The 25,325-nt window shown below is 70.7% G+C and carries 27 protein-coding genes; 13 read left to right on the forward strand and 14 right to left on the reverse strand.

Going from position 1 to position 25,325, the window contains the following annotated elements; genetic code table 11:
• Nucleotides 1-87 precede the first annotated feature (87 nt).
• The 3 genes from Pth03_RS12715 to Pth03_RS12725 form a co-directional block, all read right to left on the reverse strand.
• Complete coding sequence (locus Pth03_RS12715; RefSeq protein ID WP_203944425.1) at nt 88-891, reverse strand: cytochrome c oxidase assembly protein; 804 nt, start codon at nt 889-891, stop codon at nt 88-90.
• Nucleotides 884-1,339, reverse strand: coding sequence for a DUF2243 domain-containing protein (locus tag Pth03_RS12720; protein WP_203944426.1), 456 nt, complete (start codon nt 1,337-1,339; stop codon nt 884-886). The genes Pth03_RS12715 and Pth03_RS12720 overlap by 8 nt, the downstream gene beginning before the upstream one ends.
• A 292-nt stretch (nt 1,340-1,631) precedes the next feature.
• Nucleotides 1,632-1,844 carry a hypothetical protein gene (locus Pth03_RS12725; RefSeq protein ID WP_203944427.1) on the reverse strand — a complete coding sequence of 71 codons (213 nt, stop codon included), beginning with the start codon at nt 1,842-1,844 and terminating at the stop codon, nt 1,632-1,634.
• 173 nt (nt 1,845-2,017) lie between these two features.
• On the opposite strand from Pth03_RS12725, the gene Pth03_RS12730 reads away from it, so the two are divergent.
• Nucleotides 2,018-2,242 carry a hypothetical protein gene (locus Pth03_RS12730; RefSeq protein WP_203944428.1) on the forward strand — a complete coding sequence of 75 codons (225 nt, stop codon included), beginning with the start codon at nt 2,018-2,020 and terminating at the stop codon, nt 2,240-2,242.
• Between the two features lie 60 nt (nt 2,243-2,302).
• Here Pth03_RS12730 and Pth03_RS12735 read toward each other — a convergent pair whose 3' ends face one another.
• Nucleotides 2,303-3,376 (reverse strand): alkene reductase, encoded by a 1,074-nt coding sequence (locus tag Pth03_RS12735; protein WP_203944429.1) that lies wholly within the window; start codon nt 3,374-3,376, stop codon nt 2,303-2,305.
• A gap of 33 nt (nt 3,377-3,409) precedes the next feature.
• Entirely contained in the window at nt 3,410-4,057 is a 648-nt protein-coding gene (locus tag Pth03_RS12740) for a class I SAM-dependent methyltransferase (RefSeq protein ID WP_203944430.1), read from the reverse strand.
• 124 nt (nt 4,058-4,181) lie between these two features.
• Between Pth03_RS12740 and Pth03_RS12745 the strand changes: the two genes are divergently transcribed.
• Complete coding sequence (locus Pth03_RS12745; protein WP_203944431.1) at nt 4,182-4,757, forward strand: helix-turn-helix domain-containing protein; 576 nt, start codon at nt 4,182-4,184, stop codon at nt 4,755-4,757.
• A 12-nt stretch (nt 4,758-4,769) separates the two neighbouring features.
• Here the strand turns inward: Pth03_RS12745 and Pth03_RS12750 are convergent, their stop codons facing one another.
• Entirely contained in the window at nt 4,770-5,849 is a 1,080-nt protein-coding gene (locus tag Pth03_RS12750) for an NAD(P)/FAD-dependent oxidoreductase (protein WP_203944432.1), read from the reverse strand.
• A gap of 62 nt (nt 5,850-5,911) precedes the next feature.
• Nucleotides 5,912-6,841 (reverse strand): LysR family transcriptional regulator, encoded by a 930-nt coding sequence (locus Pth03_RS12755; protein ID WP_203944433.1) that lies wholly within the window; start codon nt 6,839-6,841, stop codon nt 5,912-5,914.
• A 177-nt stretch (nt 6,842-7,018) separates the two neighbouring features.
• Here Pth03_RS12755 and Pth03_RS12760 point away from each other — a divergent pair, with 177 nt between their 5' ends.
• The 5 genes from Pth03_RS12760 (at nt 7,019) to Pth03_RS12780 (ending at nt 12,793) form a co-directional block, all read left to right on the forward strand.
• Complete coding sequence (locus Pth03_RS12760) at nt 7,019-7,813, forward strand: SDR family NAD(P)-dependent oxidoreductase (protein ID WP_203944434.1); 795 nt, start codon at nt 7,019-7,021, stop codon at nt 7,811-7,813.
• Between the two features lie 453 nt (nt 7,814-8,266).
• The gene (locus Pth03_RS12765; protein ID WP_203944435.1) at nt 8,267-9,211 is read left to right on the forward strand and encodes an NmrA/HSCARG family protein; all 945 of its coding nucleotides are present in this window, start codon (nt 8,267-8,269) and stop codon (nt 9,209-9,211) included.
• Nucleotides 9,212-9,216: 5 nt separating this feature from the next.
• A complete protein-coding gene (locus Pth03_RS12770; protein WP_203944436.1) occupies nt 9,217-10,287 on the forward strand; it encodes an LLM class flavin-dependent oxidoreductase in 1,071 nt (356 codons plus the stop codon).
• Nucleotides 10,284-10,901: an FMN reductase gene (locus tag Pth03_RS12775; RefSeq protein ID WP_203944437.1), complete on the forward strand. Its 618-nt coding sequence runs from the start codon at nt 10,284-10,286 to the stop codon at nt 10,899-10,901. The genes Pth03_RS12770 and Pth03_RS12775 overlap by 4 nt, the downstream gene beginning before the upstream one ends.
• Nucleotides 10,902-10,963: 62 nt before the next feature.
• Nucleotides 10,964-12,793: an AfsR/SARP family transcriptional regulator gene (locus Pth03_RS12780; protein WP_203944438.1), complete on the forward strand. Its 1,830-nt coding sequence runs from the start codon at nt 10,964-10,966 to the stop codon at nt 12,791-12,793.
• Between the two features lie 83 nt (nt 12,794-12,876).
• Here Pth03_RS12780 and Pth03_RS12785 read toward each other — a convergent pair whose 3' ends face one another.
• Complete coding sequence (locus Pth03_RS12785) at nt 12,877-13,797, reverse strand: alpha/beta fold hydrolase (RefSeq protein ID WP_203944439.1); 921 nt, start codon at nt 13,795-13,797, stop codon at nt 12,877-12,879.
• A 163-nt stretch (nt 13,798-13,960) separates the two neighbouring features.
• On the opposite strand from Pth03_RS12785, the gene Pth03_RS12790 reads away from it, so the two are divergent.
• Nucleotides 13,961-14,386, forward strand: a complete 426-nt coding sequence (locus Pth03_RS12790) for a winged helix-turn-helix transcriptional regulator (protein ID WP_239118990.1) — start codon at nt 13,961-13,963, stop codon at nt 14,384-14,386.
• A 133-nt stretch (nt 14,387-14,519) separates the two neighbouring features.
• On the opposite strand, the gene Pth03_RS12795 is transcribed toward Pth03_RS12790, so the two are convergent.
• Nucleotides 14,520-15,341, reverse strand: coding sequence for an SH3 domain-containing protein (locus Pth03_RS12795; protein ID WP_203944441.1), 822 nt, complete (start codon nt 15,339-15,341; stop codon nt 14,520-14,522).
• Nucleotides 15,342-15,628: 287 nt separating this feature from the next.
• On the opposite strand from Pth03_RS12795, the gene Pth03_RS12800 reads away from it, so the two are divergent.
• Complete coding sequence (locus Pth03_RS12800; RefSeq protein ID WP_203944442.1) at nt 15,629-17,149, forward strand: CehA/McbA family metallohydrolase domain-containing protein; 1,521 nt, start codon at nt 15,629-15,631, stop codon at nt 17,147-17,149.
• Between the two features lie 75 nt (nt 17,150-17,224).
• On the opposite strand, the gene Pth03_RS12805 is transcribed toward Pth03_RS12800, so the two are convergent.
• The 4 genes from Pth03_RS12805 to Pth03_RS12825 are packed head-to-tail and all read right to left on the reverse strand — an operon-like array spanning nt 17,225 to nt 20,958.
• Nucleotides 17,225-18,496: a cytochrome P450 gene (locus Pth03_RS12805; RefSeq protein ID WP_203944443.1), complete on the reverse strand. Its 1,272-nt coding sequence runs from the start codon at nt 18,494-18,496 to the stop codon at nt 17,225-17,227.
• Between the two features lies 1 nt (nt 18,497).
• Nucleotides 18,498-19,292 carry a TetR family transcriptional regulator gene (locus tag Pth03_RS12815; RefSeq protein WP_239118991.1) on the reverse strand — a complete coding sequence of 265 codons (795 nt, stop codon included), beginning with the start codon at nt 19,290-19,292 and terminating at the stop codon, nt 18,498-18,500.
• 57 nt (nt 19,293-19,349) lie between these two features.
• Nucleotides 19,350-20,009, reverse strand: coding sequence for a response regulator (locus Pth03_RS12820; protein WP_203944444.1), 660 nt, complete (start codon nt 20,007-20,009; stop codon nt 19,350-19,352).
• A gap of 1 nt (nt 20,010) precedes the next feature.
• Complete coding sequence (locus Pth03_RS12825; protein ID WP_203944445.1) at nt 20,011-20,958, reverse strand: HAMP domain-containing sensor histidine kinase; 948 nt, start codon at nt 20,956-20,958, stop codon at nt 20,011-20,013.
• A gap of 193 nt (nt 20,959-21,151) precedes the next feature.
• On the opposite strand from Pth03_RS12825, the gene Pth03_RS12830 reads away from it, so the two are divergent.
• The 3 genes from Pth03_RS12830 to Pth03_RS12840 are packed head-to-tail and all read left to right on the forward strand — an operon-like array spanning nt 21,152 to nt 23,818.
• Nucleotides 21,152-21,385: a hypothetical protein gene (locus Pth03_RS12830; RefSeq protein WP_203944446.1), complete on the forward strand. Its 234-nt coding sequence runs from the start codon at nt 21,152-21,154 to the stop codon at nt 21,383-21,385.
• A gap of 40 nt (nt 21,386-21,425) precedes the next feature.
• Complete coding sequence (locus tag Pth03_RS12835; protein WP_239118992.1) at nt 21,426-22,676, forward strand: cation:proton antiporter; 1,251 nt, start codon at nt 21,426-21,428, stop codon at nt 22,674-22,676.
• Between the two features lie 35 nt (nt 22,677-22,711).
• The gene (locus Pth03_RS12840; RefSeq protein ID WP_203944447.1) at nt 22,712-23,818 is read left to right on the forward strand and encodes a flavin-containing monooxygenase; all 1,107 of its coding nucleotides are present in this window, start codon (nt 22,712-22,714) and stop codon (nt 23,816-23,818) included.
• A 19-nt stretch (nt 23,819-23,837) separates the two neighbouring features.
• Here the strand turns inward: Pth03_RS12840 and Pth03_RS12845 are convergent, their stop codons facing one another.
• Nucleotides 23,838-24,755 carry a DUF72 domain-containing protein gene (locus Pth03_RS12845; protein ID WP_239118993.1) on the reverse strand — a complete coding sequence of 306 codons (918 nt, stop codon included), beginning with the start codon at nt 24,753-24,755 and terminating at the stop codon, nt 23,838-23,840.
• A gap of 152 nt (nt 24,756-24,907) precedes the next feature.
• Here Pth03_RS12845 and Pth03_RS12850 point away from each other — a divergent pair, with 152 nt between their 5' ends.
• Nucleotides 24,908-25,159, forward strand: coding sequence for a hypothetical protein (locus Pth03_RS12850; RefSeq protein WP_203944449.1), 252 nt, complete (start codon nt 24,908-24,910; stop codon nt 25,157-25,159).
• Nucleotides 25,160-25,325: the final 166 nt, after the last annotated feature.

Below are 25,325 nucleotides of genomic sequence, written 5' to 3' on the forward strand. Positions count from 1 at the left end.
CAGTCCTTGCTTCACGGCGCAGTCCTTGCTTCACGGCGCAGTCCTTGCTTCACGGCGCAGTCCTTGCTTCACGGCGCAGTCCTTGCTTCACGGCACAAGGGGGGCCGGCGGGCGGGCGCGCGACAGCGCACGGCCGCTCGCGACGTACCACTGCACGGCGACGACCGCGGCGAGCCCGATCTCGATCAGGTCGCCCCCGTAGTACATCAGCGCGGCGCCCGCCCGCACGTCGCCCGCGGGGAAGGCGGTTCCCGGCGGCGGCGTGCCGTACAGGGACTTGGCCAGGATCGCATGTGCGGCCGAGGCTGCGACGAGCGTGCCGGCGCGCACCGCAAGGCCGTACCGGCGGCGCAGCGGCTCCACCTGGCAGATCGACGCGCTGAACAGCACCCCCGCGGCGACGACGTGCACGTGCACCAGAGCGTGCAGGAGGGGTGCGTGGTGGGTGGCGGCGAACACGGGCGTCCGGTAGAGCGCCCACAGGCCCCCCATGTCCAGCAGGGCGGCCAGCGGTGGGAAGAGCAGCCATGTGACGACCCGTGAGCGGACGACGGCGAGCAGGCGACGCCGTCCCGCGCCCCCGGCGACGCGCAGCGCGAGGGTGACGGGCCGGCCGAGCACCAGAAGCAGCGGGGCGGCCATGCCGGCCAGCAGATGGCGGAGCATATGCGCCGTGAACTCGCCGCCGGGCAGGGGAGACACGGCCGCCACGGCCAGGCTCACACCTCCGAGGGCGAAACATGCCTGCCGTACGGCCGGCCAGCCGCGCCCGCGACGCCGCGAGCGGGCCGCCGCCCACGTGTACAGGACGACGGCGGCCAAGGCGGAGAAGGCCGCGAGCCAGGAAAGGACGCCCGCGAGCTCGCCGCCCGGCGCGTGGCCCTCATGCATCGCCGGCCTCCCGGGAGCGGCTCGACCGGAAGGCGGATCGCAACAGCAACGCCCCGGCCACCAGCAAGATCACCGCGATGATGTTCCACGTCCAGTCGTACGGGACGAGGTTCACGTGGTACCGGATCTGGTGCAACTTGAGGACCTTGTGCTGGAAGGTGCCGTCGTAGAGCTGGAAGGCACCCGCGCCGAGGAGAATGCCCGCGGTGAAGGCCCGGCCGGAAAGGGCGGCCCAGCGGCGCAGGTCGGCGAGCCACACCAGGCCGATGACGACCGCGAACCACCCGAAGGCGTGGAACAGCCCGTCGGAGACCAGCCCGATGTCGGGGGTCGACCGGTCATAGAAGTGGTGCCAGTGCAGCAACTGGTGGAAGACGGTCTCGTCCACGAACGCCGCGATGCCGACCCCGACCAGCACTCCTGCCCAGGCCGACCGCGGATGTGACACCTCCTCCCGCTCGCGTGAGCCGTGCGGAGCGCCTGACGGGTCTGACGGGTCTGACGGGTCTGACGGGTCTGACGGGTCTGACGGGTCTGACGGGTCTGACGGAAAGGTACGCACACGATCACCTGCCCCGAAGCGGCGTCGTCCTGGTCTGCGGAGCCTCCTGCCCACGGCAGTACCCGGCCGCCCTGTCCCACACGCACGGGCCCACACGCACGGGCCCACACGCACGGGCCCACACGCACGGGCCCACACGCACGGGCACACACGCGCGGGGCGAGGCGGGTGCCGATGATCAGCGACGTCGGAACCTGGGCGCGCGCGCCTCGCTGACCCTCCGCCAATGCTCCCCCGCCGCCAGGGTGTACGCCAGGGCGATGACGGTGAGCACGACCGCGACCATGAAGAGCGGCCACACCTGCGCGATCCCCGCTCCGACCGCGAAGAGCAGGAAGACGATCATTGCCGCTGGGGCGACGGTCAGCCTGATGTTCGTGGATTGCTTCATCGCCCTCCCCTACCCTGCTCCACGCAATCAACCGGACGGCGCCTCTTCGGCGGGGACGGCGATCGGCTTCGACGGCGCCCGCATGCGGCGATATCGCCATATCCGCTGGCTGTCGTTTCACCGCCGGGGCATGAGACCACGTGGACCCGCTCGCACGAACGAGGGAGCCGATCATGACAGCCCAGCCCGCGAGCATCATCAAGGACAAGCACTACGACCTGGTGTCCGTGCTGCACACGTCCCAGAAGCTGGTCTGGGAACTCGAGACCTATGTCGAGGACGCCCAGAAGCAGGGCGACGCCGAGCTCGCCGAATGGTTCGCCGGCCTCCAGGCGCACTGCCGCTCCTTCGGGGACGAGTGCAAGCACCTGCTCGCCCAGCGGCTCACCAAAGACTGATCCTCGCCCGCTCCTGCCGGCGTCCCGCACGGTCTGACACGGGCCGGCCAGGCGGCCGGGTCAGGCCGTCCAGCTGGGGTAATCGGTGTAGCCGTGGGCGTCGCCCCCGTAGAACGTGGCGGCGTCGGGGGTGTTGACGGGGGCATGGTCTCGCCAGCGCCGCACCAGGTCGGGGTTGGCGATGAAGGCCCGGCCGACGGAGACGAGGTCTGCCTGGCCGCTGCGCACACGCCGGCGGGCGGTGGTCTCATCGGTCACGGAACTCCAGCCGTCGTTGACGATGAGCGGGCCGCCGAAGCGCGCACGGAGGTCCCGGAGCAGCGGCCCGGCAGGGTCGCCGACGGTGTGCAGGTACGCCAAGCCCAGCGGCGCGATCCCATCGAGCAGCGCCCGGTAGGTCGCGGCCGTCTCCGCCGGATCGTCCTCGATCGCCCCGTGAAGGTTCACCCCCGGCGAGATGCGGATGCCCACCCGTCGGCTCCCGATCGCCTCGGCCACGGCCTGAGCCACCTCGACGACGAACCGGGCCCGGGCCGCGGCGGACCCGCCGTAGGCGTCGGTGCGCCGGTTGCTGGAAGGCGCGAGGAACTGATGGAGCAGGTAGCCGTTGGCGGAGTGCAGTTCGACCCCGTCCAGACCTGCCTCGACGGCCGATCGCGCCGCATGAGCGTGTTCCTCGATCACGGACGGCACCTCGGCCGTCTCGAGGGCGCGGGGCACCGGATGCGGCTGGGGGCCGTACGCGGTGAACATCACGCCGGGCGCCGCGATGGCGCTGGGGGCGACGGTTTCGCAGCCGTCCTTGTTGTCCGGATGAGCGACGCGCCCGGTGTGCATGATCTGGGCGACGATCCGGCCGCCTTCCTCGTGGACGGCGTCGGCGACCTTGCGCCACCCCTCGATCTGCTGGGGCGTGTGCAGGCCGGGGGTGTTGAGGTAGCCCTGCCCGGTCGCACTCGGCTGCGTCCCCTCAGTGACGATCAAACCTGCGGTCGCCCTCTGCCGGTAGTACGTGGCGGCGATGTCCCTGGGCACGCCACCGGTTCCGGCCCGGCTACGCGTCATGGGCGCCATCACGAGCCGGTTTCTCAGCGTCCATGTGCCGACGGTGACCGGGTCGAACAGGTCGGGCATCGACGATCTCCTCCTCAGGCGGTGGTCTGACGATCAGTCGGTCAGGCGGCGGACGGTGACGACGGTGTCGGTGATCACGGCGGTCTGGCCGTCCGGGCCGGTGGCCCGGCGTCGGGGACGGTCGAGGCGTTCGGGCCGCCAGCGCGCCGGATCGAGGTCGAGCGCGCCGAAGATGTCCTCCGGTGCGGGGAAGTGGGCGTCGGGGTCGGGGTTCCAGCTCCACGGGGATACGGAGCCGTGGTCGACGATGAGCAGGAGGCCGCCGGGCGTCAGCGCGTGCGCGGCCTGCTGGAAGAGCCGGGTGCGGGACAAGCTGAACGGCGTGTGCAGGTATTGGGCGTTGACGAGGTCGAAGGTCCCGGTGGGCAGACCGCCGTCCAGATCGTGCCGCCGGGTGGTGACGAGATCCGCGACGCCGGCCGTGGCCGCGTGGGCGGCCGTACGGCGCACGGCGGTCGCGGAGATGTCGACGGCGGTCACCCGCCACCCGCGGGTGGCCAGCCAGACGGCGTCCCCGCCCTCGCCGCATCCGAGGTCCAGGGCGCTGCCGGGCGGCATCGCCTCGGCGGTCGCGACCAGAAGGGCGTTGGGGTCGCCGCTGAACAGCTGTTCCCGGCTGTTGTAGTGCTTCTCCCAGAAATTTTCGGCTTCGCCGTCGGCGAGACGGTCGTGGTGGTGCATGGCTGTGCTCCCTTTCTCGTGGGCCTGTGAACCTCGTGAGCCTGTGAACAAAGCAGGGGCCCGATGGTGGGCGCCGTCTCCCCCCGGTTGCAAAACTTCATGCCGTTTCGGCAAAGTGGCGGGCATGGACGAGCTGAAAGAGGTGCTGGCGGGCGTCGGGCCGAAGCTGCGTGACCTGCGCAGGCGGCGCGGCATCACGCTGGCCGAGCTGTCACGGACCACCGGCATCTCGGAGAGCACGTTGTCGCGGCTGGAGAGCGGCAACCGGCGGCCCAACCTGGAGCTCCTGCTACCGCTGTCCCGCGCGTACGGCGTCCCGCTCGACGAGCTGGTCGGAGCACCGCACACCGGGGATCCGCGCGTGCACCTGCGCCCGGTGCGCCGCTACGGCATGACCGTCGTGCCGCTGACCAGGCGCGCCGGCGGCCTGCAGGCGCACAAACTGGTCATCCCGCCAGGTCGGGACGCGGCCGAGCCCGACCTGAAGACGCATGAGGGATATGAGTGGGTCTACGTCCTGGACGGCCGGCTGCGGCTGCTCCTGGGCGACCGGGACCTGGTGCTCAAGCCCGGCGAGGTGGCCGAGTTCGACACCCACGTGCCTCACTGGATGGGGTCGGCGGACGCCCGCCCGGTCGAGCTGCTCGTCCTGTTCGGCCCGCAGGGCGAACGCGCTCACCTGCGCGCCCGCCCCGCCTGACCAGCCGGTGACTCACTCCTGAGGCGGTCCGGGTGGCAACAGGCTCTCCAGGCCGTGGCGGCGCTCCCCCGCGACCAGTTCGCAGACGGCGGCCTCCCCGGCGGGTCCGAAGGCGCCTGCTCCCCCGTCCTTGTGACGCCGTCCCTCCCGTCTCCGGGCCACTGCGGCGTCCGCGTCGGCGGCCACGAGGTCGGCGTTGATCGCCGCCGCGGCCCGCACACCCGCGGCGGCCGCGGCCGGCACTCCTCCCATGAGGTCGGTCACGTCGCCCGCGACCCAGACCCCGGCGACACCGGTGAGGCCACCGGCTCCCGACTCCACATGGCATCCCACGCCCATGGGGTGCTCCACGGCCGTCAGGCCGAGATCCGCCGGCAGGCCGTCGCGGGCCTCGAACCGGGGCGCCACCACCAGGGCCTGTGCCGGAACGCGGCGGCCTGACGCCAGCCGTACCCCGGTGAGACGGTCGTCATCGACTTCGACGGCCGTGACCGGCCCCTCCACCACGCCGACGCCGCAGGCGGCCAGGCGTTCCCGCTGCTCCACGTCCAAATCTCCGGCCGTGTGCGTGAAGACGGTCACGTCCGCCGACAACTGGCGGAACAGGAGCGCCTGGTGGACCGCCGCCGGGCCGGTGGCCAGCACTCCGATCCGCTGGTCCCGCACCTCCCATCCGTGGCAGTACGGGCAGTGCAGCACGTCGCGCCCCCACCGCTCGCGCAGCCCGGCGACGTCGGGAAGCCGGTCGGCCAGCCCGGTGCTCACCAGCAACCGCCGCGCCGCGTAGCGCCGCCCGCCCGCCGTGTCCACGAGGAACCGCTCGCCGTCGCGACGGGCGGCCACCGCCCGGTCGACGACCACCTGGCCGCCATATGCGGCGACCTCCTCCCGGCCCATCCGCAGCAGCTCTCCCGGAGGGATGCCGTCACGGGACAGCAGGCCGTGCACCCCCGAAGCGGGCGCGTTGCGTGGGTCTCCGGCGTCCACCACGGTCACCGACCTCCGGGACCGGGCCAGCGTCAAAGCCGCCGACAGACCGGCGACTCCGCCACCGACGACCAGAACGTCCACATCAGACGGGTTCTCATCCATGCGGGCACCATCCCCCGCCTCCCGGCGCGGAGGCAAAGATTCTTGCCGATTCGGCAAGCGGGTCACCAGTGCCTGGCCGTACCCAGGAGGTGTTCCCGGACGAGGGCGACGTGGGGCCGTTCGGGCGCGCCCGCGCGCTGCGCCAGGAAACCGGTGTTGATGGGCGGATCGTCGGGGTCGAGGAGCGCCACCAACTCGCCGGAGCCGAGTTCGCCCGCACAGAGATAACGAGGGAGCGCGGTGATCCCCGCTCCGGCGACGACGGCCGCCAGCACGCCGCGCAGATCGGGGACGACCACGGCGGGCGACCTGGTCAGGCGCGTACGGAAGACGTGACGCCAGTAACGGCGCACGATGGGCAGGTCTTCGGCGTAGGCGACCAGCGGCGCGTCCAGGAGTGGGCCGGGGTCGTCGCAGCCGAGGGGGCCGATCCGCTCCGCCCAGACGGGTGCGGCCACCAGCACGAACTCCTCGTCCATGAGCGGCAAGGCGACCACCGAGCGCCCACGCGGGCGGATCGCGGACAGGACCAGGTCGAAACGCCCCGCCCGCAGGCCGTCGAGCAGGTCGTCGGCCAGTCCGGGGGTGACCCGCAGGCGCAGGCCCTGATCGACCAGCGGCGCGAGGGCGGGCAGCACCCGCGTGCTCAGCAGCTCGATCGGGCCGCCGAGGTGTACCGGCTCGGAGGACACGGCCCCGGGCCGAGTCCGTCCGGCCACCGCCGCCAGGGCGTCCAGAGGACCGGCCACCTGTGCCGCCAGCTCGTCGGCCACCGACGTGGCGGCCACTCCCCGGGGCAGCCGCTCGAACAACTGGCGATCGAGCTGCTCCTCCAGCGCGCGCACCTGGCTCGTCACCGTCGGCTGGGACAACCCCAGCAGCGCGCCGGCGGCCGTGAAGGAACCGGCGCGGTACACGGCGAGGAATGTGCGTAGCAGCATCAGGTCCAGCGGCGCGGCTGTTTCCAAGGTATCGGTCTGCCTATGGGACATACAACCAAGGCTATTGGTTCTCCTATGGATCCGCCGCCTACGATCGAGCTCGTTCCCGCCGATGACCTGCGAAGTGTCGTCGGCTCACTCGCCTCGCCTCATGCGAGGGCCGTGAAAAGAGAACCCCGCACCCGTGTACGGCCACGGCAATCCCAGCTATCTGAAAGGTGAAACACCATGGCACTGATCCTCATCACAGGCGCCTCGGACGGGCTCGGCCGCGCCCTGGCCGAGGACCTCGCAGCGACCGGGCAGCACCGGCTGCTGCTGCACGGGCGGGACGCCCGGCGGCTCGCCGAGGTGGCCGAGGCCACCGGGGGCGAATCCTTCCAAGCCGACTTCTCCTCGCTCGCCGACGTCCGGCGTCTCGCCGAGGAGGTCGCCGCGGCGCACGACCGGCTGGACGTGCTCGTCAACAACGCCGGCATCGGATTCCACGTCGACGGAGTAGAGCGGCAGGCGTCGGCCGACGGGCACGAGCTCCGCCTGGCGGTCAACTATCTGGCTCCGGTGCTGCTCACCCGGGAGCTCCTTCCGCTGCTGCGCCAGGCCGCGCCCTCCCGGGTCGTCAACGTCGCCTCGATCGGCCAGCAGCCGATCGACTTCGACGACCCTCAGCTCGAGCGCGAATACACCGACATCGCCGCTTACTGCCGTTCCAAGCTCGCACTCATCTCGCACACCATCGATCTCGCCGAGGAGCTGGACGGCAGCGGCGTCACGGTGAACAGCGTGCATCCGGCGACGTACATGCCGACGACCATGTCCGCACGGTCCGGCATGGAGGTCGTCGACTCCCTGGAGAAGGGGGTGGCGGCCACCTGGCGCCTGGTGGACGCCCCCGAACTGGCCGGGGTCACCGGCCGCTACTTCGACGGCGAGGCGGAGGCGCGAGCCTCCGAGGAGGCCTACGACCCCGGTTACCGCCGGCGCCTCGGCGAGCTGACGCAGAAGCTGCTTGTGGGCTTCTGAGTGAGCCCGTTCGGATTCCCGCGGCGTCCAGGCGGCGGTCGATGGCGTCAAGCCGCTGGACGATCCGGTCGAGGCGTGCGGCCCGAGCACGCGAGGCTCAGCAGGCGGCGGTCCCGAAGGGTCCGCCGGGCATCCCAGCCCGGACGACCAGCCCGATGAGGTAGGTGGTGAGGCCGTCGCGGAGCCCATCCCGAGTCAGGCGTGGCCGTCGGCTACCAGTGCACCAACGAGTCGGGAATGGCGAGCCCGACCCGCGCTGGCTGCCCTGGACCGCCGCGCTCCACGACGCGGTCGAAAGGCAGGGACGGCTGCCGTAAGCCGTACGGCCATGGGGCCGGGCACGGCGTGAACGGCGCGTGAAGCGGACGTGCACGTGACGTCAACGCCGCGGCGGTTTGATCGGGACGTGGCCGGAACGACCGGTCGCAGACGACGCAGAGGAGTTTGGTCCCGATGACCGACAAGAAGATCATCGCCGTGGTCGGAGCCACCGGACAGCAGGGCGGCGGGCTCGCCCGCGCCATCCTCGACGACCCGGCGGGCCGGTTCGCCCTCCGTGCGATCACGCGGCGGCCCGACTCCGACGCCGCGAAGGCGCTCGCCGCCCGGGGCGCCGAGGTGGTCGCCGCCGACCTCGACGACGAGGCGAGCCTGACGAAGGCGCTGCAGGGCGCCTACGGCGCCTTCTTCGTCACGGCGTACTGGGAGTACAGCTCAGTCGAGCGTGAGCAGGCCCAGGCCCGCGCGATGGCCGCGGCCGCCAAGACCGCCGGGCTGGAGCACGTCATCTGGTCGACGCTGCCGGACACGCGCAAGCACATCCCGCTCGACGACGACCGGGTTCCGACGCTCTTCGGCACCTACAAGGTGCCGCACTTCGACAGCAAGGGCGAAGCCGACGCGTTCTTCATCGAGGCGGGCGTGCCGACCACGTTCCTGTCCACCACGTTCTACTTCGACGCGTTCATCGAATTCTTCCGGCCCGCCCCCGACGAGGACGGCGTGCTCGCCATCAACCTCCCAATGGGCGACCGGAAGCTCCCCGGCATCGCGTCCGAGGACATCGGCCGCACCGCGCTCGGCATCTTCGAGCGGGGCACCGACCTGGTCGGGCAGACGATCAACATCTCCGGTGAGAATCTGACCGGCGAGGAGTACGCCGCCGCGTTCAGCAAGGAACTCGGCGAGACGGTCGTCTACCGGCCGATGACCCTGGACGCGACGCGCGCGCTGCCGTACCCCGGCACCGACGACCTCGCGAACATGTTCTTCTTCTACGCCGAGCACGAGGACGCCTTCGCCGGCGTCCGCGACCCCGCCGAGGTTCGGAAGCTGAACCCGCGCCTGAAGGACTTCGCGACCTGGCTGGCCGCCAACCACGACAAGTTCACGAGCTGACCGCCATGCAGTTCGGCATCTTCACGGTCGGCGACATCGCGCCCGATCCCGCGACCGGGCGCGCGCCGACCGAGCATGAGCGAATCACGCGCATGGTCGAGACGGCGCTGAAGGCGGAGGAGGCAGGCCTGGACGTCTACGCCACCGGCGAGCACCACAACCCGCCGTTCGTGACGTCCTCACCCACCACCCTTCTCGGCTACATCGCGGCCCGGACCAGCACCATCCTGCTGTCGACCTCGACGACACTGATCACCACGAACGACCCGGTGAAGATCGCCGAGGACTACGCGATGCTCCAGCACCTCGCCGGCGGCCGGCTCGACCTCATGATGGGCCGGGGCAACACCGGCCCCGTGTACCCGTGGTTCGGCAAGGACATCCACGACGGCATCTCGCTCGCGGTGGAGAACTACGCGCTGCTGCGCCGGCTCTGGCGTGAGGACGTGGTCGACTGGCAGGGCAGGTTCCGTACGCCGCTGCAGTCGTTCACCTCCACCCCGCGCCCGCTGGACGGCGTGCCGCCGTTCGTCTGGCACGGCTCCATCCGCAGCCCCGAGATCGCCGAGCAGGCCGCCTACTACGGCGACGGGTTCTTCCACAACAACATCTTCTGGCCGAAGGAGCACACCCGGCGGATGATCGACCTGTACCGCACCCGGTTCGAGCACTACGGGCACGGGCCGGCCGACCAGGCGATCGTCGGGCTCGGCGGGCAGGTCTTCATCCGGCGCAGGTCGCAGGACGCGATCACCGAGTTCCGCCCGTTCTTCGACCATTCCCCCGTGTACGGCAACGGGCCGTCGCTGGAGGAGACCATGCGGCAGACGCCGCTGTCGGTGGGCAGCCCGCAGGAGGTCATCGACCGGACGCTCCGGTTCCGGGAGGACTTCGGCGACTACCAGCGTCAGTTGTTCAACGTCGACGGCATGGGCCTGCCGCACAAGGCGGTGCTGGAGCAGATCGACTTCCTCGGTGAAGAGGTGGTCCCGGTGCTCCGCAAGGAGTTCGCGGCGATACGGCCGGCGCACATCCCGGACGCGCCGACGCACGAGTCACTGAAGGCGGCCCGATGAGACGCGCCGTCGCCGTGGTGTCCGCCGGGCTCGGCCGGCCGTCGTCGAGCCGGCTGCTCGCCGACCGGCTGGCCGAGGCCGCCGGGAACGAACTGCGCGAGCTGGGCGACGAGGCCGACATGCGCGTGGTCGAGGTCCGCGAGCACGCGCACGACCTGGTCAACAACCTGGTCAGCGGCTACCCGTCCCCGGAGCTGCGCGGCGCACTCGACACGGTCGCGGGCGCCGACGGGCTGATCGTGGTGACCCCCACGTTCACCGCCTCCTACAGCGGGCTGTTCAAGGCGTTCTTCGAGGTCCTCGACCTCCTGGACCACGACGCGCTGACGGACAAGCCGGTTCTGATCGCCGCGACCGGCGGCACCGCCAGGCATTCGCTGGTGCTGGAGAGCGCGATGCGGCCGCTTTTCACCTACCTACGCTGCGTGGTGGTGCCCACCTCGGTGTTCGCCGCGCCGGAGGACTGGGGCGGTGCGTCCGCCCCCGACCTCCTGGCGCGGCGGATCGGCAGGGCGGCGGCTCAGCTGGCGGAGGAGATCCACCGGCGGGGCGCGCGGGCTCACCGTGACCCGTTCGAGCCGACGCCGTTCCAGGAACTCCTCGACGGCGGGTGACCCGGAATACCGGCCGTACACCGCGCGGTTGATCACAAGAAAGGTTGCGGAAGGGGTCGTCGGTGGGCGAACGGCTGCGGTTCGAGGTGCTCGGCCCCGTGCGCGCCTGGCGGGGCGCAGACGAGATCGAGCTCGGCTCCCCGCAACAGCGGGCGATCCTGGGGATCCTGTTGCTGCAGACCGGCGCGGCCGCCTCTCCCGACCAGCTGATCTCCGCGATCTGGGGAGCCGCCGCGCCGCCCGCCGCGGTCGGCATGGTCCGCTCCTACGTGTCGCGGCTGCGCCGCGTGCTCGATCCCGGCCATCCTGCCGCGGTGATCGAGTCGGCCGGCGGCGGCTACGTGCTGCGGACCGGCGACCTCGACCTCACCGAGTTCCAGCGGCGGCTCGGCGTCGCGCGGGAGGCCCGCCGCGCCGGTGACGCGCCCGCGGCGGCGTCGGCGCTGCGCTCCGCGCTCGGCCTGTGGCACGGCACTCCGCTCGCCGGCGTCAACGGGGAATACGCCGAGTTCGAACGCACCCGGCTCGCCCAGCTGCGGCTCACGGCGATCGAAGACCTGGCCGCGGCCGACGTCGATTCGGGGCGGCACGCCGAGGCCGCCGCCGAACTGGCTGAGGTGATCGCCGAGCATCCGCTGCGGGAACGGCCGTACGAGCTGCTCATGCTCGCGCTCTACCGGTCCGGCCGCCAGGCCGAGGCGCTCGCCGCGTTCGGCCGGGCGCAGCGCCTCCTCGCCGACGAGCTGGGCCTGGACCCGGGGCCCGACCTGCGCGAGATGCAGCGGCGGATCCTCGCCTCCGATCCGGCGCTGATCGGCCCCGCCGTACCGGCGCCGGCCTCCGCCGCGAAACGTCCCACCCAGCTGCCACCTGACCTGCCGGAATTCGTCGGACGCGAGAAGGAACTGGCCCGCATGGCCGACGCCATGACCCCGTCCCACGCGAGCGTGCCCGTGATCGGGGTCGAAGGGCTCGCCGGAGTCGGCAAGACAGCGCTGGCCGTGCACCTCGGGCACACGCTCGCCGCGAACTTCCCCGACGGCCAGCTGTTCGTCGACCTCGGTACGGCCGGCGAGCCGCTGGCCGAACTCCTCCGCGGCGTCGGCGTCCTGGACGCGGGACTCCCCGCTTCGTTCAGTGAGCGGACGGCGTTGTGGCGCACGCTGACCACCGGCCGGCGTCTGCTCGTCGTGCTGGACGACGCCCGCGACGCCGAACAGGTGCGGCAGCTACTGCCCGGCTCCGGCGGGTCCGCCGTGGTGATCACCACACGGCAGCGGTTGTACGGCCTGGGATACGTCCAGTGGGTGAATCTCGGCGGGCTGGAGGAGCCCGACTCGATCACCCTGCTGGAGCGGCTCATCGGCGCCGACCGGGTGCGGCCGGAGCTCGCCGAGGTGCGCGAACTGGTCCGCCGCAGCGCCGGCCTGCCGCAGGTACTGCAGATCCTCGGCGCGCGCGTCGCCTCACGCCCCGGCTGGAGCATCGCAGACGCGAACCGCCGGCTCGGCAGGCCCGAGCCCGGCTCCCCCGTGCTCCCCTCGGAGTGCAGGGCCATCGAACGGCCGTACATGTCGATGATGGAGCAGTTGTCGCCGCCGCAGGCTCGGGCCTTCCGGCTGCTCTCTCTCCCCGACGGTCCGGAGATCACGCTCAGCGCCGCCGCGGCCGTACTGGATGTGCAGCCCCGCGATGCGGCGATGCTGCTGGAGTCGCTGGTGGACATGCACCTGCTGGAGGCCGCCGGCATCGACCGGTACTACTACCACGAACCGGTGCGCAAGTTCGCGCGCAGCCGGGCGTTCGACGACGACGGCCTCGAAGCGAGCCGGGCCGCGCTGAGCCGCCTGAGCCGGGTCGGCGAAACCACGACGGTCCGCCTCGGCGTGTAGTGCCGGAAAAGCGGCCCAGGACACCTGTTGACCGTCGCCGACCCTGATCTCGGGGAGGACCACACGCTCGACGGTGCGCTAGATCATCGGCCCGTCACGTCGAGGAAGAGCCGGAGCAGCGGGGTGATGGTGTTGGGGGCGTCTTCAGGGCTGTAGTGGCCGGTCGCGGGCAGCTCGCTGACGATTCCGTGCGGGAAGGCGGTGCGGAACAGAGGCAGGAAGTGCTCGGCGGCCAGGGTGCGGTCCTCGGTCCCCCAGACCGCGAGGGCTGGAATGCCGGCGGCCCGGTCGCGCGCATCGGCCGTGGGCTCCTCGAATCGGTGGGCGCCGAGCGCGAAGCCCTTGGCCCAACCGAGCGCGCCGGCCGCCTCCGCGCGGGTCGGGAAGGCGTCGGCGTAGGCGCGTATCCAGGTCGGGGTGACGATCTGGTTGTTCAGGAAGCCGTTGAGCTTTAGCGTGCTCAGGATGTTGTAGCCGAGGCCGCCGAGGGTCTCGTCGAGGCTGCCGTCGGCCTGTGCTCGGGCGATCCAGGTGAACCAGGGGGCTCGGGCCGCGTTGGCGGCCAGCGCGGCGGCCAGGTCCGGCTGCCCGAAGGGCGTGGGTCCGTTCAGGCTGACGACGCGGGAAATCCGGTCGGGGCGGCGGGCGAGCAGGCCCATGCCGACCGGGCCGCCGAAGTCGTGCATCACCAGGGTGATCTCGCGCAGGTCGAGATCCAGGACCAGTGCTTCGAGGTTGTCGACGTGGTCCTGGAGCCAGTAGGTGCGGTCCGCCGGAGTCTCGCTCTTGCCGAAGCCCATGTGGTCGGGCGCGATGACGCGGTGCGTGGCCGACAGGCCGGAGATCAGGTGACGGAAGAGGTAGCCCCAGGTGGGCTCGCCGTGCAGGCAGAGCACGGTGGGACCGGAGCCTTCGTCCACGAAGTGCATGCGGAATCCGGCGGCGGAGCTGAAGCGGGGCAAGAACGGGAACGTTCCGTCGAAGGTCTCGCTGGCGTCGATCATCTGGCGGCGTCTCCTCGGGTGGGGCGGCCTGTGGGGCGTGCGCCACCCTAGCCCGAAGCGGTTTTTATTTGCAACCAGTGTAGTCTTTATTCGAAACCGGATGACGAGCGGTGGAGGCACCCAGGTGACCAGGCCCCAGGCGAGCGCGACACCATGCCCCGTGATGCGGACGGTGGACCTGGTGGGAGACCGGTGGACGCTGCTGATCCTGCGCGACGCCTTCGACGGGCCGCGCCGCTTCGGCCAGTTCCAGCGCAGCCTCGGCATCGCCAAGAACATCCTCAGCGACCGGCTCGCCGGACTTGTGGCGGCCGGAATCCTCCGCACCGAGCCCGCCGCCGACACCACGGCATACCTGGCTTACACCCTCACCGAGAAGGGCCGGGACCTGTTCGACGTGGTCATCGCCCTGCGCCAGTGGGGCGAGCGCCATGCCTTCGCTCCCGGCGAGGAGTACCGACCGCTGATCGACCAGACCACGGGGGATCCGCTACAGCGCCTGGCGTACACCCGTCCCGATGGGAGCCCTGTGCGCCCAGACGAGACGGCGGTCGGCGAGCCTCGCCTCATCGGGGCCGTCGCACTCTAGGAGAACGGCATTCCGGCATTGGTGGATTGCGCTCCCTGCGCCTCCTGCCCGCCGACCAGGAAGACGCAGGGAGACCTGTTTCCCGCCGTCCCCGCCGTCCCGCGGCCATCACGGGACGGCGGGGGCGCCGTGGCTAACCGATGCGCTGAACGTAATAAGACGAGACCCAGCCGGGCCTGCCGTTGGATGAGGTGACGGGAACCCAGCCCTGGGTGGCGGTGCAGCCGCCGCCGAACCTCCCGTCAGCCGGCGTGAGGGTTCCCACCGGCTGGTACGTCGCGCCGCGACCGCTGTAGACGGTGACCATGCTGGACGGCTGAACGTGGGCGAGCTGATAGACGCACCCCCACGCACGAACCGTGGACGCGGCGAGCGGCGTTCTGGAGGTCTTGCGCAGGTAGTGGGCCGCCGCCCAGCCGGACCGGCCGTTGGAGGACTTGACGGCGGTCCAGCCGTGTGTCGACGTGCAGCCCCCCGCGAACCGCCCGTCGGAGACCCTCAGCGCACCGACCCGCCGGGCGCCGACCGCCGGAGCGGTGCGGACGTTCAGGAAGCTGGAACGCCGGACGTTGGCGACCTGGTACGTGCATGCCAGAGAAGGGCGTGCGGGAACGGAGATTCTCCGCACCGGGGTGGTCTTGCGCAGGTAGTGGCCGGAGGCCCAGCCGGACCGGCCGTTGGAGGCCTTGACGGAGACCCAGCCGAGCGTCGACGTGCATCCTCCGGTCAGCCGTGCGCCCGTCGGCCTCAGCGTGCCTACGGGCTGGGCCTTGAGCGTCGGCGCCGTCCGGACGTTGAGGTAGCCGCCGGTCCGGAGGTTGGTGACTTGATACGTGCAGGTCTGGGCCTGATGGGTGGGCAGAGGGCTCGCCTCTGCCGGCGATGGGATGGATGCGAGCCAGCCTGTGGCGGCGCAGGTGGCGAGCGCGGGGATGACCCGTCTGTTGATTCGCACGACGTCTCCCTTCTGATCGCATCGCTTTGCCCGGATAAGCCCGGGTCTTGGTTGAGATCGGATGGTCTCCGCCGCGATGCTCACTTTCAGTGATACTCCGATTACACAGAGTTTGCAATATATGAGCGGCTGTTCATTAGTTTCTTTACCTAAGGGAATCCGGCCTCCGTGCTCCGGCCGTCCGTGATTTCTCCATGCCGGAGCACGCTGTTCCCAGCACTCCCATTCGCCATTCAGGCAATGTTCAGCAAACCCTTCGAGAGTTCTCAGGTCGGTATCTACGGCACATGAGCGAAGGGCGGCACATGCCGGACAAGAAGACCGAAGACTCCGAGCGGTCGGCGCTTTCACGGCGTCAGCTGGTCAAGTTCGCGGGCGTCGGAGCGACGTTCGTCGCCGCGAGCCCGTTCGTGGGCGGCACCGCGGCGCAGGCGAGCGACCACGACGACCGTAAGGACCAGGGCCGCGGCGACTCCCGCAACCGGGTGTGGCGCGCCGGGGACCACCACGTGCACTCCGAGTACAGCGGCGAGTTCGACACCACCAAGAACCCCCCGGTGTTCCACAAGGGCGCCGACGCCGTCTACCCGATCGTCACCAACGCGATCATGGCGAAGAACTTCGGCCTCACCTGGGCGATGTGCACCGACCACGGCGGCCCGAACCACTCCAAGGTGAACCTCGAGCAGGCCTATCCCGACCTGCTGCGCTCGCGCAGGCTGGTGCCCGAGGTACTGCAGTTCTGGGGCATGGAGTTCGACACTCCCGCCCTGGACCACCACACGCTCATGATCCCCCGGCACGACGACGAGGCGCAGCAGCTGTTCGAGCTGGAGAGCCGCTTCAACAAGTTCGACGCCTTCCCGACGGACCCGGCCCGCGACACCGAGGCCAAGTTCATCGAGTTCCTGAAGGCCGCCAAGAGCATGCGGCACAAGCCGCTGGTGATCGCCCACCACGCGGCACGCTCGGCCACCGGCCTGGGCGTGTACGGCCAGGACACCCCCCACGAGTTCCGCAACGGCAACAACCTCGCGCCGGAGATCTACGTCGGCTTCGAGGGCGCCCCCGGCCACCAGGCCGGCCCGCTCAACGGCGGCGCGCGCGGCGGGTACGGCAACCACCCGACCTATGGCGGCTTCGACCAGATGACCGCCCGCGTCGGCGGCCTGTGGGACTCGCTGCTCGGCGAGGGCCGGCGCTGGTGGATCACCGCCACCTCCGACTCGCACGTCCACTGGACCCGCGGTGGATCCGACTTCTGGCCGGGCGAGTACAGCAAGACCTACGTGCACGCCAGGCAGGACTACGCCGACATCATGGACGGCCTGCGCAACGGACGCATCTGGGTCACCACCGGCGACCTGATCACCAGCCTCGACGTCACGGCCAAGAGCCAGGGACGCGGCGCCGCCTCGGGCGAGACCCTCGTCGTGAGCCGCCGCAACCGCGGCGACGTCGAGATCGAGATCCGGTTCCGGCCGCTGCAGGGCACGAACGCGAACGGCGACCGCCCGCAGGTTCGGCGCGTCGACCTGATCGTCGGCCAGGTCACCGGCCCCGCCGCCAACCCCGACGCCGACACCAACCCCACCACGAAGGTCGTGGCCCGTTTCGGCCCCCGCGACTGGCACAAGCAGGGCAGCGAATACGTCATCAAGCACACCCTGCGCAACGTGGAGACCGACCTCTACGCCCGTGTCCGCGGCACGAGCACCGACGAGGCCGAGCCCCTCGCCGACGGCAAGGAGAGCCCCTGGGACGACCTGTGGTTCTATTCCAACCCCGTCTTCGTCGAGGTCCGCTGACCGTACGGCCAGGCATGGCCTCCCTGATGGGAGGCCATGCCCCCGGCGGGCACGTGCCGTACCGCCGGGTTGTGCTCAGCCGATGCGAAGCGGGAGCGTGCGCGGCCCGCGCACCTGTCCGGCGGCCCAGGCCACCGCGGCGGGATCGGCAAGGCTGAATTCAGGGATGCGTTCCAGCCAGACCTCGAGAGCGACGCGAAGCTCCATGCGCGCCAGGTGCGAGCCCACGCAGCGGTGGATGCCGAGGCCGAACGCGGCGTGCCGGTTGACCTCGCGGTCGATGACGACCTCGTCCGCCCGCTCGAACTGCTCCGGGTCGCGGTTCGCCGCCGGGAACGACAGCAGGATCCAGTCGTCGGCCTTCATGTCGACGCCCTGCCAGTGCATGTCCTCCTTCACCAGGCGCGCCATCGTCACCGGTGCGTAGGCCCGCAGGAACTCCTCCATGGCGGTGGGCAGCAGCTCCGGCTCGGCGACCAGACGCCGGCGATCGCCGGGCGTCTTCGCCAGGTGCCACAACGACGCTCCGATCGCGCTCCACGTCGTGTCGATGCCGGCGATGAGCAGGAGGGCCATCGTGCCGGCCACGTGGGACGGGTCGAGCTTGCGGCCGTAGAGTTCGGCGTCGATGAGGTAGGTCGTCAGGTCGTCGCGCGGGTTGTCGACATGGTCGCGGATCTGCGCCAGCAGGTAGTCGAACAGCCGGCCCATCCGCGCCATGCGCTCTTCCGGTGGCAGATTGATGCCTTCGAGCGAGTTCTCGATGAACTCCCGGAATCGCGGTCCGTCCTCCGGCGGGAAGCCGAGCATGTCGGCGATGACGCGCATCGGGATGTACTGCGCGTAGTCGTGCGCGGCGTCGACCACAGGCTGTCCCTCGAACGCGTCGATGAGCGAGTGGCACAACGCTCTGGTCGCCGCCTCCCGCCTGGCGACCGCGCTCCTGGTGAACGCCGGAAGCAGCAGCTTCCGCGCGTCGTGGTGGAACGGCGGGTCGGAGGAGATCGGCGGCGTGCCGCCCACCGGCGCCACCTCACGAGGGGGCCGGAAATTGCTCATGATGATCGACCGTGAGGAGAAACTCTCGGTGTCGTACGCGACCGCCGCGACATCCTCATAGCGCGTCGGCAGCCACCCGCCGCCGAACCGCTCGGTGCGCGCGATGGGACAGCGCTGCCGCAGGTCGTCCTGGATGGGGTACGGGTCGGCTGCCCATTCGGGTTCGAGGTGGGAGAAGTCGGTCGCCCAGTCCGAGACCTCGCCGGTGACGACCTCATTGCGTATGCCGACAGGCAGGTCTCCCCGCGTCTCCCTGTAGTCGTGCGTGAAACGGTCGTCGACAGCCACGTCACGCCCCCTCAAGTAAGTCGACCGCCCGTTCCGGGCAGTTGGACGCCGCCAGCCGTGCCGCGTGCTCGTGGCCGGGTGGTACGGCGCCGCCGCCGGCGACGTGTCCGTAGCCCTCGTCGTCCTCTCCGAAGAGGTCGGGGGCCAGGGTGTAGCAGCGGCCGTGTCCATGGCACCGCTGGGGATCGATCTGCACCTTCATCGTTCTCCTCTGTGCAGCACTGTCGGGCGTTGGGGCGAGGGCGGCGACGATGCGGGCGAGCAACGCGGACCACTCCTCTTCGTCGACCGCATGCAGGTCCGGCGTGACGAGCGCGCTGCCCATGGAAAGCAGGAGGCAGAAGTGGGCGAGCGCGTTCGGAGGCAACGAGGAGTCGAGCTCGCCACCCGTCTGGGCGGCGCGCACCAGATCGGCGACCCAGTCGCCGCGTTCGCCGACGTAGTCCCTCATCGGCCGGGCGACGTCCTCGTCACGACGCGCCGCGACCAGCGCCTCGATGATGAGGTAGCCGCTCGCGTCGCGACGGCGTGGCAGCGAGCGGCCGATGGCGAGCAGCAACTCCGTGACCGGCTGCCCGGGATCGGCGGCGAACACGGTGGCGAGCAGTCGCCGCCCGTGAGCGCGCAGCGCAGCCACGATCAGCTCGGCCTTCGAATCGAAGTGCGCGTACAGGGCGCCGTTGCTCACACCGGCGGCCGCCGCGATGTCGGCCACGCGCGTGCCGTCATATCCGCGCTGGGCGAAGACGTCGGCGGCCGCACTCAGCAGCCGCTCGCGTGTCTCAGCCGAAGTCACGCCTGCGATACGGCCCATAGGTCAAATTAAAGATCGTTCATTTAATTCGTCAAGGCTCTACGGCTCGATCAAACCGACCCGGATGGCATAGCGGGTGAGCTCCAGCCGGTCCTTGAGGCCGAGTTTCTGCAGCAGGTTGGCCCGATGCCGCTCGACGGTCTTGACGCTGATCACGAGCATGCCGGCGATCTCCTGCGAGGTGTGCCCCTCGGCGACGAGCTTCAGGATCTCCTCCTCGCGTCCGGTGATCGCTTTGGCGGGTACGGCGCCGCCTTCACCGGCGCGATCGAGGTAGTTGCGGATGAGGGCGGTGACGGCGCCGGGATAGAGGAAGGGTTCGCCCCGCATGGCGGCGCGGCAGGCCTCGATCAGGTCCTGGTCGGCGACGGATTTGAGGACGTAACCGGACGCGCCGGCGCTGAGGGCCTCGAAGAAGTACTGCTCGTTGTCGTACATGGTCAGCATGAGGATGCGCAGGTCCGGCTGGATGCGGGAGAGCTCACGCGCCGCCTGGAGGCCCGTCATGCGGGGCATCGCGATGTCGAGGATCGCCAGGTCCGGGTGGTGGATGCGGGCCAGCTCGACGGCTTGGGCGCCGTCGCCCGCCTCGGCCACGACGTTCAGGCCGGGTTCGTTGTCGAGGATGAGCCGCACGCCGCGGCGGACGAGCGCGTGGTCGTCGGCGAGCAGAATGCGGACGGTTCCCGCCTCGGGCATGTCAGCGGCTCCGATCGTCGACGGGCACGGTCAGGCAGACCTCGGTGCCGCCGCCGGCGCCGGGGCCGAGGGTCAGGGAGGCCCCGACGAGCAAGGCCCTTTCCCGCATGCCGCGGATGCCTGCGCCTTCGGAGGCGTCGCCGACGCCGCGGCCGTCGTCGCGGATGCGCAGCTGCACGCCTTCTGCGACACGGTGAAGGCTCAGGTCGACGTGCCTGGCACACGAGTGCCTGGCGGTGTTGGTGAGGCCTTCCTGGGCGACGCGGTACAGCACCAGTTCGACGTCGTGTCCCAGAGGCGGCAGATCCGAATCGAGGTGGTGACGCACCAAGAGCTCAGGGGTGCGGAACTCGTCGCTGAGCGCCTTGAGCGCCCTGGTCAAGCCGAGTTCTTCCAGGATTCCCGGGCGCAGGCGGCGGGCGATGCGGCGGATCTCCTCCAGGCTGGCCCGGGTGGTCTCCTGGGCCTGGTGCAACTCCTTCGCCACGGCAGGCGGCGCGTGGTCGGCGATGCGCTTGAGTTCGAGCAGGACAGCGGTGAGCGTCTGGCCGATCTCGTCGTGAAGTTCCCGGGCGATGCGGTGACGCTCGGACTCCTGCGCGGAAAGGGCGCGAGCGGTGCTGGCGGCCCGTTCAGACTCCAGGCGGTCGAGCATGGCGTCGAAGGCCGCGATCAGTTCGGCGATCTCGCCGCGCCCGTCGACGGCGATCCGCCGCCCGGGCTGCAGCAGGTCGATGGTGGTCATGGCCCGGGTGAGCCGTTGCAGGGGAGCCAGGCCGACGCGCAGCAGCGCGGCGTTGGCGACGAGCATCGCGGCCAGGCCCAGCACCAGGATCGCCGCCTCGGTCAGCAGCACGGGGGTGGAGACCGTGACGGGCCCGAGCAGCAGCCCGGTGGCCACGATCAGCACCACGGCGTTCAGCAGGAAGATCCGCCTGAACAACGCCATCACCGATCGCCTCCCTTCTTTCACTCCTCTCCGACCCATGGTGCGTTTGCCCGTCCATCGGTGCCGGCACCCATATCTACCCGGTTCCTACAGGCCTCCCACCAGCACATTTGGGGGTCGGCACCGATAGCGGGAGCAGCACGCCCCCGGGCATCGTGGAGCGGGACCGCAATCCGCGTGGGAAGGAGGAGCCATGGCACAACTCGACCAGAGAGAACGCACGACCCGGCCTGCCCCCGCGTCGTCTTCGCGGCCGGCCCGCCGGCGCGGGCTGACCTGGCTCGTCGTGGTCGTCAGCGTCGCGATCCTGCTGACCGGCCTGCTGCTGCCGAACGTGCCGCTCATCACGGCCGGACTCGTTCTGGCGGCTGTGGCGGGCCACCTGCTCGACCCGCAGAACGCCCGGGGCCACCGGCGTACGCGGTGACGGGCCGATCGAATCCTCCGTGCACGAAAGGTGGTGACCCGTGGGACATGCCGACATCCTGCTCGCCATGGGCGGCGCGTTCTTGGCCGCCGCCTTCCTCGCGCGCCTCGGCCGCCGCATAGGGCTGCCGACCATTCCGCTGTTCATGCTGGCCGGCATCCTGCTCGGCCCGCACACCCCGGGCCTCGTGCTGGTCGGCGACGCTCGCGAACTGGAGATGCTCGCCGCGCTCGGGCTCGTGTTGCTGCTGTTCTACCTGGGCCTGGAGTTCCACCTGGACGACCTCAGGAGCGGCGGCCGCCGCCTCGTCGCGGCAGGCGGGATCTACCTGCTGCTCAATGTCGGCGCCGGTCTGGGGTTCGGATTCGCCGTCGGATGGGGTGTGCGGGAGGCTCTGGTCCTGGCCGGAGTCCTGGGGATCTCCTCGTCCGCGATCGTCACCAAGATCTTGATCGACCTGGGGCGCCTCGGCCGCCCGGAGACGCGGCTGATCCTCGGTGTGATCGTGGTCGAGGACATCTTCCTCGCGTTGTACCTGGCGGCTCTTCAGCCCGTCATCAGCGGCGCGCACGGTGTGACGGACACCGTCCTGCAGACGGCCAAGGCGTTCGGCTTCCTCCTGCTGCTGGCCGCGGCCGCCCGCTACGGCACCCGCCTGATCGGGCGCCTGATCGCCGTCCGCGACAACGAACTGCTGGTCGTGAGCTTCCTGGGCGCCGCCGTACTGGTCGCCGGCGTCTCCGAAGTGCTGGGGGTCGCGGACGCGATCGGCGCCTTCATGGTCGGCCTGATCATGGCGGGAACGCCGTCCGCGCCGCGTATCCGCGAGCTGGTGCATCCGATGCGGGACGCCTTCGCCGCGATCTTCTTCTTCGCCTTCGGGCTGGCGATCGACCCCGCGGACCTCGGCTCCGTCGCGGTGCCCGTGGTCGCGGCCGTCGCGCTGACCGTCGCGATGAACGTGGCCGCCGGGCTGGCCGTCGCCCGCCTGCACCGCTACGGGCCTCGGCCGACCGCCGACATCGCCATCACGCTGCTGGCCCGGGGCGAGTTCGCTCTCATCCTGGCCGCCATGGCGGCCGGAGCGGGCCTCGACCGGCGTCTGGCTCCGTTCGTCGCGGGTTACGTCCTGCTCCTCGCCGTCCTGGGGCCGCTCATGGCCGGGCGTTCCCACTGGCTCGCCTCCCTCCTGGCCCGCGTTCGCACCGCCGCGCCCGGCGACCGGGACCGCATCCGCACGGAAGGGGAACCGGTGCCGGCCGGCCAGGCATGCCGCTACGATTCGCGGTGAAATGACCGCTTTGGTCGCTGATGAGATGGGGGTCCGTGTCGGGGCGAGACGACGTCGAGCGCGTCGACACGGTGGTCGACACTGTGGTCGACACGGTGGTCGTGGGAGGCGGAGCAGCCGGGCTGGCGGTCGGCTGGCACCTGCGCCGGCAGGGGCGGCGGTTCGTCATCCTGGACGCCGCCGCTCGCACGGGCGACTCATGGCGGCACCGCTACGACTGCCTGCGGCTCTTCACCCCGGCCCGATTCTGCGCGCTGCCCGGCCTGCCCGTGCGGCTGCCGCCGTACGCCCATCCCGGCAAGGACGAGATCGCCGACTATCTGGCGGAGTACGCGGCCAGGTTCGAGCTGCCGATCCGGCTCGGCACCGCCGTGCACGCGCACCGTCACGCAGGGGGGCGGCACCACGTGGACGCCACCGGCGTCCGGATAGAGGCCAGGCATGTCGTCGTCGCCACCGGGGCCTGGAGCCACCCCGCGTTTCCGGCATTCGCCGGCGAGGTCGACCCGGCGGTGCGCCAGCTGCATTCGAGCCGGTACCGGCGTCCCGCCGACCTGCTGCCCGGACCGGTCCTCGTGGTCGGGGCCGGCACCGCCGGCGCCGACATCGCCCTCGACCTCGCCCTCGATCTGGCCGGGGAGCGGGAGGTCCGGCTCTCCGGGCCGAAGACGGGCCGCGTGCCGCTCTGGCTCGTCCGCAACGCGGCGTTCCGCCGGCTGCTCTACGAGCGCAGGGTGCCGCCCGGCCGGCTGGGCGACGTCGTACGCCACCGGCTTTCCCAGCGCGGCAGCCCGCTGACCTGGCAGTCGGAGTCGGTTCTGCGTGACGCCGGCGTCCTGCGGGTTCCCCGCGTCACCGGCGTACGGCACGGGCGGGCGGTGCTGGCCGACGGACGGGCGCCCGAGGTGTCCAACATCGTCTGGTGCACCGGGTTCCGTCCCGACTACGGCTGGCTGGACCGGCGCGCCGTCGGCCCCGACGGATGGCCGATCCACCGGCGCGGCCTGTCCCGTACCGTCCCGGACCTGGGCTTCGTCGGCTTGCCCTTCCAGTACACGTTCGCCTCGGGTTTCCTCGGCGGGATGTCCGGCGACGCCGGCCACGTCGTGAGCCGCCTCGCCGGTCCGACGCCCGCGGCCTGACATCGCTCCCCCGCCTGCTTCACTGCTCCTGCGCCGCGGAAGCCGGCCGGACCGGGCATTGGGAGGCCCTCAGCAGGGCCGCGAGCTGGCCGGCGTTGACCTGCGCGTAATCGCGATAGCAGTTGTTCATGAGCACATGCGTGCCGGAGGTCTGTTCCGCCAGCTCGCGCAGCCTGGGCGCCCACTCCTTCAACTCGTCGCGGGAGTAGAGATAGCCGAAGCGCTCGTGGATGTCCTTGCTCGTCCACTTGTCGCTGCGCCCGTGGAACCGGACTATTTCGAGGTCCGCCGTGACCGCCGTGACGGGTGGGATCGAACACGGGTAGCCCTGAGGCATGTCGACGCACACGTACGGAATGGCATGCCTCCCGAGGAATTCCAGCGTCTCGGCCTGGTTCTCCTCCGACATCCAGGTCCGGTTCCGGAATTCGACGGAGATCCTCAGCGGCTCGCACCGTCGCCGGCATTCCACGATGTAGTCCTTGTTGCGCCTGCTGATCGGGAACCATCGGGGGAACTGGAAGAGCAGCGCGCCGAGTTTGCCCTGTTCCCCCAGCGGCCGCAGCGCGGCCAGGAATCGTGCCCAGATCTGGTCGATCCGGCCGGGGTCCAGGTCCCGCGGGTACAGGTTCCTGGTTTCGGGGCCGGATTCGACCCGCAGGTCCTTCGGCAGGGCCGCCGGGCGGGTCGGGTGCCCCGTCAGCAGGGAGAACGCCTTGACGTCGAAGGTGAAGCCGGGCGGCGTCCGCTGCGCCCACAGCCGCGCCGTCTCATCCGCGGGAAGCGCGTAATAGGTCGAGTCGACCTCCACCAGCGGAAACCGCTCCGCGTAGTAGCGCAGGCGCTCCTCCGGCGTCGTGACGCCCGGCGGATACCACCCGGACTGCAAGAGCGTCTTGTCGGTCCACGACGCCGTTCCGACCAGAATCTCCCCCATGGGCGGACCGGTTACCCGTTCACACGGGGCCCATCCCCATGCCGTGGTCATGAACTTTCCACCAGGTCGGCAAGGAATGTTTCCGCTCCATCCGGAGGGCATGGGAGCGAAGAACAACCCGGGCCCCGCCGATCAGAAGGGACCCTGTGATCATGCATGACGCTCCGAAACGAGAGCCCGGCACCGAGGAGACGCCGCGCGACGTGATCGAGATCCGGGCGGGCTCCGTCCTGTTCATTCTGGCCCTGACCGTCGCCGTGGCCTCCGCGGCGGTGGGCGTGACCATTGCAACGATCGTCTTCGGCGTGGTGGCGTTGTCCGCCGTCATCCAGATGGTCGCTGCCCTCAGGCGCCGCACGGCGAGAGCCCTGCCCGATGAGGACGATTCGCGCCGCCGGCGCTGAGCCCGGCACCTCTGACGACTCGGCGCGGATCAGCGGATCAGCACGTTGACGAGAATCGTCAGCAGGAGCGAGAGCACGAGCGACACCGCGATCATCGCCAGACAGCCCGCCGCGCCGCCCAAGGGGCGGATCTTGAAGTTGCGTGCCATCGCGCGCCTCCTCAACC

The sequence above is a fragment of the Planotetraspora thailandica genome, from assembly GCF_016863335.1.
Classification (GTDB): domain Bacteria; phylum Actinomycetota; class Actinomycetes; order Streptosporangiales; family Streptosporangiaceae; genus Planotetraspora; species Planotetraspora thailandica.